The sequence below is a fragment of the Microbacterium candidum genome (assembly GCF_030315975.1).
GTDB lineage: Bacteria > Actinomycetota > Actinomycetes > Actinomycetales > Microbacteriaceae > Microbacterium > Microbacterium candidum.
The window spans coordinates 18,638-32,091 of the sequence record NZ_JASXSZ010000003.1 but is presented as its reverse complement, the minus strand read 5'-3'; the positions used below and the strand labels follow the sequence as shown (position 1 = coordinate 32,091).

Here is a 13,454-nt window from a genome sequence, read left to right as displayed (position 1 = left end):
GCCGATTGTTTCCGAGCCTATCCGCTGGCGGGGACATCCGGCTGGATTGCGCCACGCCTGTGGATGACGCGCCGGATGCCCCGCCAGGGACTCACTTGGAGATGGCCGCCTGACCGCGCTTGCGGGTCGTGAGCACCTGGTCGACGAGGCCGTACGCGACCGCCTCGTCCGCGGACAGGATCTTGTCGCGGTCGATGTCGCGGTGCACGTCCTCGACGGAGTGGTTGGAGTGCTTGGACAGCGTCTCCTCCAGCCACGTGCGCATGCGCATGATCTCGTTCGCCTGGATCTCGATGTCCGAGGCCTGGCCGTGGCCCGCCTCGCCCATCGCCGGCTGGTGGATCAGGATGCGCGCGTTCGGCAGCGCGAGGCGCTTGCCCGGTGCACCCGCGGCGAGCAGCACGGCGGCCGCGGACGCCGCCTGCCCGAGCACGACCGTCTGGATCTGCGGGGACACGTACTGCATCGTGTCGTAGATCGCGGTCATGGCTGTGAACGAGCCGCCCGGGGAGTTGATGTACATGATGATGTCGCGGTCCGGGTCCTGGCTCTCGAGGACGAGGAGCTGCGCCATCACGTCGTCGGCGGACGCGTCGTCGACCTGCACGCCGAGGAAGATCACGCGGTCCTCGAAGAGCTTGTTGTACGGGTCCTGGCGCTTGAAGCCGTAGGCCGTGCGCTCCTCGAACTGGGGCAGGACGTAGCGGCTGCCCGGCATCTGCAGGCTCTGAGGCGCCATTCCCGGCATCCCGAAGGTCGGAGTGTTCATTCCGTCTGTCTCTCTTTCCTTCGTCGCTTACTTGCTCGTCCCGCCGCCGCCGATGACATCGACGGCCGACTCGCGGATGTGGTCCACGAACCCGTAGTCCAGCGCCTCCTGGGCGGTGAACCAGCGGTCGCGGTCGCCGTCGGCGTTGATCTGCTCGACGGTCTTGCCGGTCTGGGCCGCGGTGATCTCCGCGAGGCGCTTCTTCATGTCGAGGATCAGCTGCGCCTGCGTCTGGATGTCGCTCGCGGTGCCGCCGAAGCCGCCGTGCGGCTGGTGCAGCAGAACGCGCGCGTTCGGCGTGATGTAGCGCTTGCCCTTCGTGCCGGCGGTCAGCAGGAGCTGGCCCATGGATGCCGCCATGCCGATGCCGACCGTGACGATGTCGTTCGGCACGAACTGCATCGTGTCGTAGATCGCCATGCCGGCGGTGATCGAGCCGCCCGGCGAGTTGACGTAGAGGTAGATGTCCTTCTGCGGGTCCTCTGCCGCAAGCAGCAGGATCTTCGCGCAGATCTCGTTCGCGTTGTCGTCCCGCACCTCCGATCCGAGCCAGATGATGCGGTCCTTCAGCAGCCTGTCGAACACACTGGTTGCGACAAGGGGTTCAGCCATGAGAGCTCCCGTTCGTTACGTGGCTTCGAATCTACCGGCGCGTCGCGTGCGACCCGCCCGTGTTCGCCGTGGGCAGAGCCGGGCGGGCGGTGAACCCGCCCGGGAACGACGAGAGGGCGGATGCCGGAAGCATCCGCCCTCTCGTCTGTCATGCCTTACTCGGCGGCAGGCGCCTTCTTGGCACGCGACTTCTTGGCGGGCTTGGCCTCCTCGTCCGCGACGATCTCGTCGGCCTCGGCCGCCGCATCCGCGAGCTCCTCCGCCTCCGCGACGACCTCTTCCTCAGCCTCGGCCTCGGTCTCGTCCTCGGTGGCGACGAAGCCCGTGAGGTCGACCGTCTTGCCGTCGGTGTCGACGACGGTGACGGTGCCGAGCGCGACCGCGAGGGCCTTGTTGCGGGCGACCTCGCCGACGATGGCGGGCAGCTGGTTGCCCTGCTGCAGCGCGTTGATGAAGTCCTGCGGGGCCATGCCGTACTGGGCGGCCGACTGGACGATGTACTGGGTCAGCTCGTCCTGCGAGACCTGGACGTTGTGCTTCTCGGCGATCTTGTCCAGGACCATCTGGGTGCGGAACTGCTTCTCGCTGGCCTCGGTGACCTCGGCACGGTGCTCGTCGTCCTCCAGGCGGCCCTCGGACTCGAGGTGCTGGTGCACCTCGTCCTCGACCAGCTGGGCCGGGACCGGGATGTCCGACTGCTCGATGAGCGTCTCGACGAACTTGTCGCGCGCGGCCGACGCCTGCGTGAACGCGCCCTGCTCGCCGACGCGCTCGACGAGGCTGGCGCGCAGCTCCGCGATCGTGTCGAACTCGCTCGCGATCTGCGCGAAGTCGTCGTCGGCCTCGGGGAGCTCGCGCTCCTTGACGGCCTTCAGCGTCACGGAGACCTCGGCCTCCTCGCCGGCGTGGTCGCCGCCGATGAGCTTCGAACGGAACGTGGTGTCCTCACCCGCAGTGAGGGAGTCGATGGCCTCGTCGATGCCCTCGAGCAGCTCGCCCGAGCCGACCTCGTAGGACACGCCCTCGGCGCGGTCGATCTCGGCGTCGTCGATCGTCGCGACGAGGTCGAGCTCCACGAAGTCGCCGGACGAGGCCGGACGGTCGACCGTCACGAGCGTGCCGAAGCGCGCGCGGAGACGGTCGAGCTCGGCGTCGACGGCGGCCTGGTCCACCGGGACGGCGTCGACGGTGATCGTGGTGCCCTCGTAGGCGGGCAGCTCGAACTCGGGGCGGACGTCCACCTCGACCTCGACCTTGAGGTCGCCGGAGAAGTCCTTCTCGGCCGGCCACTCGACGACATCGGCGCTGGGGCGGCCCACGACGCGGACCTCGTTCTCCTCGACGGCCTGACGGTAGAAGGTGTCGAGACCCTCGCTGACGGCGTGCTCCAGGACGGCGCCGCGGCCGATGCGCTGGTCGATGATGGGGGCCGGCACCTTGCCCTTGCGGAAGCCGGGGACCTGCACGTCCTGAGCGATGTGCTCGTACGCGTGGGCGATGCTGGGCTTCAGCTCGTCCGGGGTGACCGTGATGTGGAGCTTCACCCGGGTGGGGCTGAGCTGCTCGACGGTGCTGGTGACCATACCTGTTCGTTCTCCTCTGATTTCCGCGCGCGAGCGCGGCGGCTGAGTCTGGGTCGTGTGGGGCCTTCGTGTCGGGGCGACAGGATTTGAACCTGCGGCCTCCCGCTCCCAAAGCGGGCGCTCTACCAAGCTGAGCTACGCCCCGGGCGGGTGCGCACGCGCGCGTACGCCGAATCGGCCCCGGCAAGTCTAGCCGACACGGATGCGCAGTTCCTGACCCTGACGGTGTCAGGGGCATCCTTCAGCATCCAGTAGACTCGTCGACGGTGCGCTTGCGCGCCAGCGGGGCGGTAGCTCAATGGTAGAGCCTCAGTCTTCCAAACTGATTACGCGGGTTCGATTCCCGTCCGCCCCTCCAATGTCCGCCCGGGCCGGCCGAAGGTCGCCCCGGGCGGACATTCGCGTTGCGGCCGCCGGAGTCGATCGCGCGCGCGGGGGGTCCCGCTCCGCCGGAGGCTCCGCGCAGCGCGAAGCGATGCGTGGAGTGGCGGAGTGGCCGATTCCCGTCCGCCCCTCCACACTCCGACATCCGGCGCATTCTGCGGCGCGCCCCTCTGTCGAACGCGAGGCATCCCACGGCAGACTGGGCTGACGCATCCATGCCGTCGAGGGGAGTCGTCATGAGCCGCCCGAAAGCCGCCGCTCAGCCTGGAGAGCCGCCCAAGCTGCCGCGCAAGCCCGCGTCCAGCCTCGCCGAGAAGTGGACGCACATCGACGGTGTGAACGTCTTCTACCGCGAGTCGCCGGTCCCGCCGGAGGGCGCCCGCGTCATGGCGCACGTGCACGGCTTCGGCCTGTCCGGTCGCTATCTGCTGCCGACGGCCGAGAAGCTCGCCGACGAGTTCCACACCTACGTCCCGGACCTCCCGGGATTCGGGCGCAGCGGCAAGCGCAAGGACATGCTCGACATCCCGGATCTGGCGCGGGCCACGATCGACTTCTTCGACGATCGCGGCGTCGAGAAGGCGACGCTCGTGGGCAACTCGATGGGATGCCCGGTCATCATCGAATGCGCGCACGCCTATCCGGAGCGGATCGAACGCGCCGTCCTGGTGTCGCCTGCGGGCGGGGTGCACAACCAGCCGCTGCGCCGGGCCATCGGCCAGCTGTCCAAGGACGCGCCCCGAGAGCCCACGCGCATGGCCCGTGTCGCGGTGCCGGACTACGTGCGGTTCGGGGTGCCCAGCACGGCGCGCATGTTCCGCTCGCTGACGCAGTATCCGTCCCTGCAGCGGCTGCTGGAGCTCCGCATCCCGACCCTCGTCGTCCTCGGCCAGCGCGATCCGCTGCTTCCGCACGCGCACCGCGTCGATGAGATCGCGAGCCAGACCGACAGCCACGTCCTCGTCGTGCTGCTCGAGGGCGCCGCGCACGCGATCAACTTCAGCCACCCGGACCAGCTCGCGCACATCATCCGCGCGTTCATGGACGACAAGCCGATCGAGAACGATCCGGAGTGGCCTGGCCACGTCCGCATCTACGAGGTCCACCGCGGGAAGCACCACCCGCCGGCCCAGGCCTGACGCGTTCCCCGCCGTTCACCTCCGCGCCACCGCTTCGGCACCCGGGAGACACGGGTCCATACGAGATTCATAGGGACAGGCATCCCGAATCCCGGAAGGACTCCCGTGACGACTCGAACGATCCGCCGCATCCTGCAGGCGGCGCTTGCGACGGCGCTCATCGGCGCCGGCGCCCTCGTGGCGGCGCCCGCCCAGGCGGCGCCGAAGTGCCCGTCGCCGAGCGATGCGGCGCGCCCGAACTACATGTGCGCGCAGGTCGGCGACCTCGTGGACGTGCGCATCGGCGACGTGCACCCCACGCAGCCCTCGCTCGGCTACGACGAGGTCTACTACAAGCTCGGCCGGTACACGCTCGGCAAGGACGCGGTCAACAAGAAGTTCGACGACTGGTGCGAGGCGAACGGACAGGGCCAAGCCGCGACGGTCGCGCCCTATGCCCGCCTCGACGACCCGGCGAGTTTCACGTGCACGATCCCGGTCGGCCAGGAGACCGAGGCGAGCATCGAGCCGATGAAGACGGTCGTGATCGGCCCGGGCGGCAAGCTCTATCTGAGCGACGGCCACCACACCCTCACCTCGTTCTACGAGCTCGCCGACGGCGGCCCGAACCTGCATGTGCGCCTGCGCGTGCTCGGCAATCTGTCGGGTCTCGGCCAGCCCCAGTTCTGGGCCGCGATGCAGGCGAACGGCTGGACGTGGCTGAAGGATGCCCACGGCGAGCCGATCTCGCCGAAGCAGCTGCCCTCGAGCGTCGGCCTCGCGAATTTCCAGGACGACACGTATCGGAGCCTCCTCTACTTCGCACGCGACATCGGCTACAGCGCGGACAGCGTGCCGTTCCAGGAGTTCTACTGGGGCGACTGGGTGCGCACCTCGGGAGCGGTCGACCTCACCGGATGGGACCGCGACGATCTCGCGAGCTACCTCGCCGCGGTGAAGACCCTCTCGCTGGTGCAGACGTCCCTCGCGCCCTCGACGGTCATCTCCGGCGGGTTCACGGCAGCGCAGCTCGACGTCCTGCCCGCGTGGAACAACGGTGCCGCCGCCGCCAAGGGCGAGTTCGGCAAGCTGTCGAAGCCATACACCGACGCCAAGCCGGGCAAGCTCGCCTACGCGCTCGCCTTCAAGGCGCTGCACGGCATCACGTCGGGCACGCTCGCCGGGACGCGCTGACGCAGCGGGATGCCGAGACGCGCTCTCGCGTCCCGCGCGCCCGGCGCCGCCGGGCGTTCAGGACGGCAAGGGGTGTCTCGGCGAACGGCGCGAACACAGAGGGCCGACATCCGCTCGATGGATGCCGGCCCCTCTGCGCTTCGGGTCAGACGGGTGTCGCGCCCTCGTGCTCGGCGAGGTGCGCGCGGTACGTCGTCGCGTTGCGGACGAGCGCGGCCTTCTCCTCGTCGCTGAGTTCGCGGCGCACCTTGGCCGGCACCCCCGCGACGAGGGAGCCCGGCGGGATGACGCTGCCTTCGAGCACGACCGCTCCCCCGGCGACGAGCGACCCGGCGCCGATCACCGCGCCGTTGAGGACGACCGCGCCCATCCCGATCAGCGAACCGTCCTCGATCGTGCAGCCGTGCACGACCGCGTTGTGACCCACGGAGACGTTCTCGCCGATGACCACAGGCTTGCCGTGGTCGACGTGCACCGACACGCTGTCCTGCAGGTTGCTGCCGGCGCCCACCGTGATGGAGTCCCCGTCTGCGCGCAGCACCGCGTTGTACCAGACGCTCGATCCCTCCGCGAGCCGCACGTCGCCGATGACGCGCGCGCCGGCGGCGAGGAAGGCGGACTCGTGGAGGACGGGGGTCTTCCCCGAGACGGAGAGGACGGAGGCACCTTCTGCGATGGTCATGCACCGACTCTCTCACGTGGGGCGCTGGTGAGCCGAGCCTTCGCTTCCTTGCGGAATACACCCCGCTGGGTAGCGTTGAAGGGAGCACTCCAGGAAGAAACGGAACACAGATGACTGAGACGCAGACCACCCCCGCATCCGCCGTCGACCCGACCGTCGCCGCAGGCGCCGCACAGTTCCTCACGCCCGTCGTGCTCGGGATGCAGGCGCTCGCCGTGAACGGCAAGCAGGCGCACTGGAACGTCCGCGGCGTGAACTTCCTCGCCATCCACGAGCTCTTCGACGGCATCGTGACGCGCGCACAGGGCTGGGCCGACGAGGCCGCCGAGCGCATCGTCGCCCTGGGTCTGCCGGTCGACGCGCGCGTCTCCACGGTCGCCGCGAAGGCGAAGCCGAGCACGGTGGCCGCAGGCTTCGCGCAGTGGGACGTTCTCGTGCGCGCGATGATCACCGACATCGACGGAGTCCTCGCCGACCTCCAGGCCGCGATCGACGGCCTCGACGAGATCGACCTCACGAGCCAGGACGTCGCCATCGGCATCAAGGAAGGCCTCGAGAAGGACCGCTGGTTCCTCTTCGCCCACCTGGCGGAGTGAGCGCATCGCCGCGCTCGGACCGGTCAGCTGAGTGCGGCGATCGCCTTCCCGAGGAAGTCCACGCCGATCACGAGGAAGACCACGACAACGGTGGTCGGGCCGTGCTTCTCGAGCCAGTCGTGGAGACGACGTAGCGGCACTTCGGTGCGCTGCGGCGCAAGGATCGCGGCGCCGACAGGGACTGTCACCGAGCTCGTGCAGATCACGATGAACACGAGTCCGATGGCGATCTGATCGCCCACCGACAGACCGGCGCCGGCGATCGCAGCCCCCGCCGCGGCGATCGCGAGCAGATGCGTGGGACTCACGATCGAGAACGCGAAGCCGAGGCCGAGTGCCGACATCGGTGTCAGCCGGTCGATCATGAGCATCCACCGCGGCGTCGGCCGCTTCACGCCCGGCCGGGGGCGCGAACGCCAGGCGACGCCCGCCATCGCGATCATCGTGAGACCGACGACGAGATAGAGGAGGGGCGTGGAGCCCGTCGTGCTGTGCGACGTGGCGGCGGTCGCGAGCGCCGCGCCGATCGTGAAGGCGACGACGCACAGCGAGATCCCCAGAACCCAGCCCACGGCGTAGCCGCCCGCGACGGGGCGTGCGCGGCCGGAGAACAGCAGGAGCGTCGCCGCCATGACGCGCGTCGGGCTGAACCACACGATGAGCGCGAGCGGCAGGGTGTACCCGATGACCGCGAGCATGTCAGCCTCCGTACGTCAGGCGGCCGGCGAGCAGAGTGGCCGAGACGCGCATGGCGCGCAGGGCGGGGTCGTCCGCCGTCATCGGGTCGATATCGCACATCGCGATGTCGGCGGGCGCCCCGGGCGTCAGGGCGTCGGGGCTCGCGGAGCCGGCGCGGGTGGACGCCCCGAGGGCGGTCATGGCATCCACGGTCTCCTCGGGACGCCACGGCTCCCGGCCGTCACGCGCGCGGAACACCGCAGCGGCGATCGCCGCCCACGGGTCGAGGGGTGACACCGGAGCGTCGGAGCCGAGCAGCAGCGTCGCTCCGGCATCGACCAGCGAGCGCATCGGATAGGCGATCGAGGTCTGCCCGGCCCACAGCGCGTCCGCCATGTCGCGGTCGTCGAGCGCGTGCTCGGGCTGGACGCTCGCGGCCACGCCGAGCCGGGCGAATCGCGGGATGTCGGCATGGGCGACGAGCTGCGCGTGCTCGATGCTCCCCCACGCCCCGGTCGCCGCGAACGCGTCGAGGGCGCGCGAGTTCGCCTCGTCGCCGATCGCATGGATCGCGCAGCGCAGGCCTCCGGCCGTCGCCGCCGCCATCAGCTCACGGAGCTCAGCCGGCCGAACGGTGAGGAGGCCGTGGTCGTGCCCGTCGTAGGGATGGGTCACTGCCGCCGTCCGCGTGCCGAGCGAGCCGTCCGTGATGACCTTCAGCGGGCCCACCGTCACGAGGTCGGAGTCGGCACCGCGCACGGGGTCGCCGGTGCGCAGCCCCTCGGCGAGCGCACGCGGGAGGAGGTCGGGATAGACGCCGAACTCGACGCGCAGCGTGTCGAACCCGGCGGCGAGCCGCCGCATCCACGACTCTTCGTTCCAGGCCATGTCGAGGTCGACGATGCCGACGACACCGCGGGAGGCGGCCTCCTTCGCCATGCGGGTGACAAGACGATCGCCGACGTCGGGATCGACCGCGTTCAGCCGCTTGGAGACCTCGAACGCGGGCTCTTCGCGCAGGATGCCGTCGGCCTCGGTCGAGATGCCCTCCCGGCGCTGCGCGGCGGAGTTCAGCCACATGCTGTGCGCGTCGGCGTTGAGGAGGTAGGTCGGAGTCTCGCCGGTCAGTTCGTCGAGGAGCGCGAGCGTCGGCGTCTCCGCCCAGAGCGCGTCGCGGTAGCCTGCGCCGACGCGCCGCCCGTCCGGCACGAGGTCGGAAGCCGCCACGAGACGCGCGGCATGCGCCGCGCTCTCCGCGCCGCCGAGGTCCGCGCGCTGGGCGGTGAGCGCCCATTGCGTCGTGTGCACGTGGTGGTCCCAGAGCCCGGGGATGAGGAAGCGTCCCGCCGCGTCGAGGATCTCACCCCGCGGGCGCAGCACCCCGGCGGGCGCGATGTCGGCGATCTCGCCGCTCTCGAGGAATACGTCGAAAGGCCCGCTCGTCGGCAGCATCTCGGCGCCGGGGCCGCGCAGGAAGGCGCCGGTGATCGTCGTCATCACGCGCGGGCCGCCCCCATGGCGTCGTGGGCGCGGCGCATCTCGGCCGCGAGCGCCGCGTTGGCGTAGGGTCCGTCCCCGTCGAGCTCCGCGATGACTGTCTCCACCATGTCGGCAGTCTTGTTCTGGCTGAGCTTGCGCTTGGCGACGACCTTCGTCGGGGTCAGGCGGAACCCGATCGTGCCCTTCTCCATGCGCTCGACGAACGCGGCGTCGTTCGGGCGCTCCCACATGAGCCGCGGCTGCTCCAGCGCGGACTCGAAGTGCGCGACGAGCTTGTCGAGGACCGCGAGGTTCTCCTCGGTCGAGAGGATCTCCGGGATGCCGGACAGCTGCACCGAGATGAAGTTCCAGGTCGGCACGCTCGGCACATCGCCGTACCAGCCCGGAGAGATGTACCCGTGCGGGCCCTGGAAGATCACCATCAGCTCGCGTTCGCCGAGGCCGTGGATGAGGTCGTCGGGGCGTCCCATATGAGCGACGATCGTCAGGTCGTCGCGCGAGTCGTCCAGGAGCACCGCGTAGTGGGAGGCGACGAGCCCGTCGGGCGTCGCACTGACGAGGGTCGCCCACGGATTGTGCTCGATGATCCGGCGGAGCTCCGCGACATCCGTCATCGCGAAACTGGGATTCTGGCGCATGGACTCATGCTAACGAGATCACCGCGTCCCACCGCGGTCGCGGCTCCGCGGTTCGTCGTCAGGTCTGGTCGACGGGGCACCAGTAGAGCTTGCGCGCCCCCATCTCCTCCAACAGGATCGCGGTGCCGCACACGCGGCAGGGCAGCCCCGCGCGGTGGTACACCCAGTGCCGGTCATCGCGGCTGGCCATCGCCTTGCGCCAGTCGTCGTCCGACAGGTCGTCCATCGTCATCATCTGGCCGGTCTCGACGCCGATCCGCAGCAGCCGGGACCAGTCGCGCCAGATCGCCCGCACCGTCTCCTCGGGCACATCGCGGCCGGGCGTGTGCGGGTCGAGGCCGGCACGGAACAGGAGCTCCGCCCGGTAGACGTTGCCGATGCCGCTCACGACGTTCTGATCCATGAGGAGCAGCCCGATCGGCGTGGGCTTGCGGAGCACGGCGCGGGTGAACCGCTCCTCCCCTTCGGCCGGGTCGTCGACGAGCGGGTCCGGGCCGAGCTTCCCGATCGTCTGCGCGACCTCGTCGGGCGTCTGCAGCTCGCAGGCCGTCGGACCGCGCAGGTCGGCGCACGTGATGTCCGTCATGAGGCGCAGGCGCACCTGTCCGACGACGGGCGGCGGCCACTCGTCGCCCTCGTCGGCGAGGCCCTTCGTCTGCTCGGACATGCGCACGTGCACGCGGGCGCGCCGGGGCGCGCCGATAGAGGTCAGCGAGTTCTCCCCCGCGGCATCCATGATCGGGATGCCCGCGCGCGCCGTGTCTTCTAGAACCGTGCCGCGCTGGTTCGTCTGACCCATGCGGCCGTTGGCCGACGCGATCGTCGGGTCGACGAGGATCTCCCCCGCGAAGTCCCACGCCCCGTACATGCCGAGGTGCACACGGAGCCACACGTCGCCCTCGAACTCGAGGAACATCTGCTTGCCGACCGCACGGACCGATGCCGCCTCGTGTCCGTTCAGAACGGCCGCGCCCTCGGCGAACCGCCCTTGCGGGCTGGACGCCGACACGCGGCGTCCGACGAAGTTGCGCTCGAACTGCCGCGCGATCCGATGGACGGAGTGTCCCTCCGGCATCAGCCTTCCTCGGGATCGAACGCGCTGGCGTCGTCCGCGATGACGTTCGGCGCGACAGCGCCGCGCGGGTCGGGCTCGAGCGACCCGTCGGCCTCGAACGCGGCGATCTGGCCGATGCGCCGGATGTGACGCTCCTCGTCGGAGAACGGCGTCGCGATGAACGTGTCGACGAGCTCGAACGCCTCTTCCAGCGTGTGCTGGCGTGCGCCGATCGCGATGACGTTCGCGTCGTTGTGCTGGCGGGCGAGCTCCGCCGTCGAGGTGTTCCACACCAGGGCGGCGCGGATGCCTCGCACCTTGTTGGCCGAGATCTGCTCGCCGTTGCCGGACCCGCCGAAGACGACCCCGAGCGTCCCGATGCCCGCAGCCTGGTCGCGCACGACCGCCTGGGCGGCGCGGATGCAGAACGCCGGGTAGTCGTCGAGCGCGTCGTACTCGATCGGGCCGTGGTCGACCACCTCGTGCCCCTGGTCGGCCAGATGGCGCTGCAGCTGCGTGGAGAACTCGAGGCCCGCGTGGTCGGTCGCGATGTGGATGCGCATGCGTCAATCCTAGAGAGCGGGACGGCTTCAGCCGATGCGCGATATGATGATTTCATCATGCCATTCAGTCAGCGTCAGCGACCGCTCTACGAGGTCAAGGCGGGCCTGTTCAAGGGGCTCGCGCATCCCTTCCGCATCCGCATCCTCGAACTGCTCTCAGCCTCGCCGGAAGTGAGCGTCGCCGAACTGCAGGAGGAGACCGGCCTGGAGGCGTCCCACCTCTCGCAGCATCTCTCGGTCCTCCGACGGCACCGGCTGGTCGAGTCCGAGCGCCGGGCGAGCCACGTCTACTACCGACTCGCCGACCCGCGGGTCGCAGAGCTCCTCGCGGTCGCACGGGCACTGCTGCTCGGCATCCTGGAGTCCGACGGCGCCCGCCTCGACGACGCGCTGGCGCTTCCCGCCATCCCCGTCTCATGAGTTCGGTCTGGACAGCGGTGCGCGGCCTCGTGCCGAGCGCCGCGGACTACCGGATGCTGCGCCGCACGTGGCGCGGCGACCTCCTCGCCGGGGTCACGGTGGGCATCGTGGCGCTGCCGCTGGCCCTCGGGTTCGGCGTCAGCTCCGGCGTCAGCGCGGAGGCGGGGCTCGTCACCGCGATCGTCGCCGGCGTGATCGCGGCCGTCGCCGGCGGATCGAACGTCCAGGTGTCGGGGCCGACAGGCGCCATGGTCGTGATCCTCGTGCCGATCGTCGCGGCGCACGGCGTCTCCGCCGTAGCGACCGTCAGCGTGCTGGCCGGCGTCATCGTGCTGGCCGCCGGCGTGCTGCGGCTCGGCCGGGTGGTCTCGTTCATCCCGTGGCCGGTCATCGAGGGGTTCACCCTGGGCATCGCGATCATCATCTTCCTGCAGCAGGTGCCGCTCGTGACCTCTCCGCACCGCGCCGCGCCCGGCGAGCTGAGCTCGAACGCGGTCGTCGCGGCGTTCCAGTCGATCCAGCACGCCGACTGGGCGTACGTCCCGTGGTCGCTCGGTGCGGTCGCGGTGGTCGCGATCGTGATGCTGGCGGCTCCCCGCATCCATCGTTCCCTACCGGGCTCGCTCATCGGCATCGTGATCGTCACGATCGCGGCGTCGCTCCTGGGCGCGCCGCTCACGACGATCGGGGTGCTCCCGGCGTCGCTGCCCGCGCCCGCGCTCCCCCAGGTGGATGCCGGCATCCTCGCCTCCCTCGCCCTGCCGGCGTTCACCGTCGCGGCCCTCGCCGCGATCGAGTCGCTGCTGTCCGCGCGCGTGGCCGCGTCCCTGGCCGACACAGGACCCTACGATCCCGATCGCGAACTCGTGGGGCAGGGGCTCGCCTCCATCGGCTCGGGACTGTTCGGCGGAATGCCGGCGACCGGCGCGATCGCGCGCACCGCGGTCAACATCCGGTCCGGCGGCCGGTCGCGACTCGCCTCCATCACGCACGCGGTCGTGCTGCTGCTCATCGTGCTCGTCGCCTCGGGGCCGGTCGGCCGCATCCCGCTCGCCGCGCTCGCGGGGGTCCTGATGGTGACCGCCACCCGGATGGTGCACCGCGGCACCGTGCGGTCGATCCTGGGATCGACGAAGGCGGATGCGGTCGCCTTCGTCGCCACCGCGGTCGTCACCGTCTCCGTCGACCTCATCGTCGCGGTCGTCATCGGCGTGGCCGTCGCCGGCGTCTTCGCGATCCGGGGCCTGGCGCGGGCGACGGGCGTCCACCGCGAGCCGCTGCCCGAGCCGGCGGAGCCCGGGGACGACCACATCGCCGTCATCCGGATCGACGGTCCCCTCTTCTTCGCCGCGGCAGACCGCGTCTACGCCGCAGTCACGAATCTGTCCGGCGTGACCGTCGTCATCCTGCGGATGTCGCAGCTCGAACTCGTGGACGCCACCGGTGCGCGCGTCCTCACCGATATCGTGACGTCCCTCGAGCGGCGGGGGGTGACCGTGCTCATCAAGGGCGTGCCGCCCGGACACGAGGAGCTCTTCCGCACCGTGGGCGTGCTCGACTCGCTGCGCCACCACAACCACCTGTTCGACGACCTCGACGCGGCGGTCGAGCACGCACGGTCGCACGTGCGGCGCACCGCCGCGGCCTAGACCCTTTCAGCCGT

At 70.3% G+C, this 13,454-nt stretch carries 14 protein-coding genes and 2 tRNA genes; 6 read left to right on the top strand and 10 right to left on the bottom strand.

From position 1 onward, the window contains the following. Positions 1–91 precede the first annotated feature (91 nt). From QSV35_RS09575 to QSV35_RS09560, 4 genes are all read right to left on the bottom strand, one after another. Positions 92–769 carry an ATP-dependent Clp protease proteolytic subunit gene (locus QSV35_RS09575; protein ID WP_286288516.1) on the bottom strand — a complete coding sequence of 226 codons (678 nt, stop codon included), beginning with the start codon at positions 767–769 and terminating at the stop codon, positions 92–94. A 27-nt stretch (positions 770–796) separates the two neighbouring features. Then, a complete protein-coding gene (locus QSV35_RS09570; protein WP_286288515.1) occupies positions 797–1,381 on the bottom strand; it encodes an ATP-dependent Clp protease proteolytic subunit in 585 nt (194 codons plus the stop codon). 155 nt (positions 1,382–1,536) lie between these two features. Further along, entirely contained in the window at positions 1,537–2,964 is a 1,428-nt protein-coding gene (tig, locus tag QSV35_RS09565; protein ID WP_286288514.1) for a trigger factor, read from the bottom strand. Between the two features lie 71 nt (positions 2,965–3,035). Then, positions 3,036–3,109, bottom strand: a tRNA-Pro gene (locus tag QSV35_RS09560). 139 nt (positions 3,110–3,248) lie between these two features. Between QSV35_RS09560 and QSV35_RS09555 the strand changes: the two genes are divergently transcribed. From QSV35_RS09555 to QSV35_RS09545, 3 genes are all read left to right on the top strand, one after another. Beyond that, positions 3,249–3,322 (top strand) — tRNA-Gly (locus QSV35_RS09555). A 262-nt stretch (positions 3,323–3,584) separates the two neighbouring features. After that, positions 3,585–4,487: an alpha/beta fold hydrolase gene (locus QSV35_RS09550; protein WP_286288513.1), complete on the top strand. Its 903-nt coding sequence runs from the start codon at positions 3,585–3,587 to the stop codon at positions 4,485–4,487. Between the two features lie 105 nt (positions 4,488–4,592). Further along, positions 4,593–5,660 carry a ParB-like protein gene (locus QSV35_RS09545; protein ID WP_286288511.1) on the top strand — a complete coding sequence of 356 codons (1,068 nt, stop codon included), beginning with the start codon at positions 4,593–4,595 and terminating at the stop codon, positions 5,658–5,660. 145 nt (positions 5,661–5,805) lie between these two features. On the opposite strand, the gene QSV35_RS09540 is transcribed toward QSV35_RS09545, so the two are convergent. After that, positions 5,806–6,342, bottom strand: a complete 537-nt coding sequence (locus tag QSV35_RS09540) for a gamma carbonic anhydrase family protein (RefSeq protein ID WP_286288510.1) — start codon at positions 6,340–6,342, stop codon at positions 5,806–5,808. A 110-nt stretch (positions 6,343–6,452) separates the two neighbouring features. Between QSV35_RS09540 and QSV35_RS09535 the strand changes: the two genes are divergently transcribed. Further along, entirely contained in the window at positions 6,453–6,938 is a 486-nt protein-coding gene (locus tag QSV35_RS09535) for a Dps family protein (protein WP_286288508.1), read from the top strand. A 23-nt stretch (positions 6,939–6,961) separates the two neighbouring features. On the opposite strand, the gene QSV35_RS09530 is transcribed toward QSV35_RS09535, so the two are convergent. The 5 genes from QSV35_RS09530 to QSV35_RS09510 are packed head-to-tail and all read right to left on the bottom strand — an operon-like array spanning position 6,962 to position 11,371. After that, positions 6,962–7,636 (bottom strand): GAP family protein, encoded by a 675-nt coding sequence (locus QSV35_RS09530; protein WP_286288507.1) that lies wholly within the window; start codon positions 7,634–7,636, stop codon positions 6,962–6,964. Position 7,637: 1 nt separating this feature from the next. Then, a complete protein-coding gene (locus QSV35_RS09525; protein ID WP_419956831.1) occupies positions 7,638–9,113 on the bottom strand; it encodes an amidohydrolase in 1,476 nt (491 codons plus the stop codon). Beyond that, complete coding sequence (locus QSV35_RS09520) at positions 9,113–9,754, bottom strand: FMN-binding negative transcriptional regulator (RefSeq protein WP_286288505.1); 642 nt, start codon at positions 9,752–9,754, stop codon at positions 9,113–9,115. Before QSV35_RS09520 ends, QSV35_RS09525 begins: the two co-directional genes overlap by 1 nt. A 58-nt stretch (positions 9,755–9,812) precedes the next feature. Then, positions 9,813–10,829 (bottom strand): Fpg/Nei family DNA glycosylase, encoded by a 1,017-nt coding sequence (locus tag QSV35_RS09515; protein WP_286288504.1) that lies wholly within the window; start codon positions 10,827–10,829, stop codon positions 9,813–9,815. Then, positions 10,829–11,371 (bottom strand): ribose-5-phosphate isomerase, encoded by a 543-nt coding sequence (locus tag QSV35_RS09510; protein WP_286288503.1) that lies wholly within the window; start codon positions 11,369–11,371, stop codon positions 10,829–10,831. Before QSV35_RS09510 ends, QSV35_RS09515 begins: the two co-directional genes overlap by 1 nt. Before the next feature lie 57 nt (positions 11,372–11,428). Between QSV35_RS09510 and QSV35_RS09505 the strand changes: the two genes are divergently transcribed. Beyond that, on the top strand, positions 11,429–11,791 hold the full coding sequence (locus tag QSV35_RS09505) for an ArsR/SmtB family transcription factor (RefSeq protein WP_286288502.1): 363 nt from the start codon (positions 11,429–11,431) through the stop codon (positions 11,789–11,791). Then, entirely contained in the window at positions 11,788–13,440 is a 1,653-nt protein-coding gene (locus QSV35_RS09500; protein WP_286288501.1) for a SulP family inorganic anion transporter, read from the top strand. The genes QSV35_RS09505 and QSV35_RS09500 overlap by 4 nt, the downstream gene beginning before the upstream one ends. The last annotated feature ends 14 nt before the right edge of the window (positions 13,441–13,454 follow it).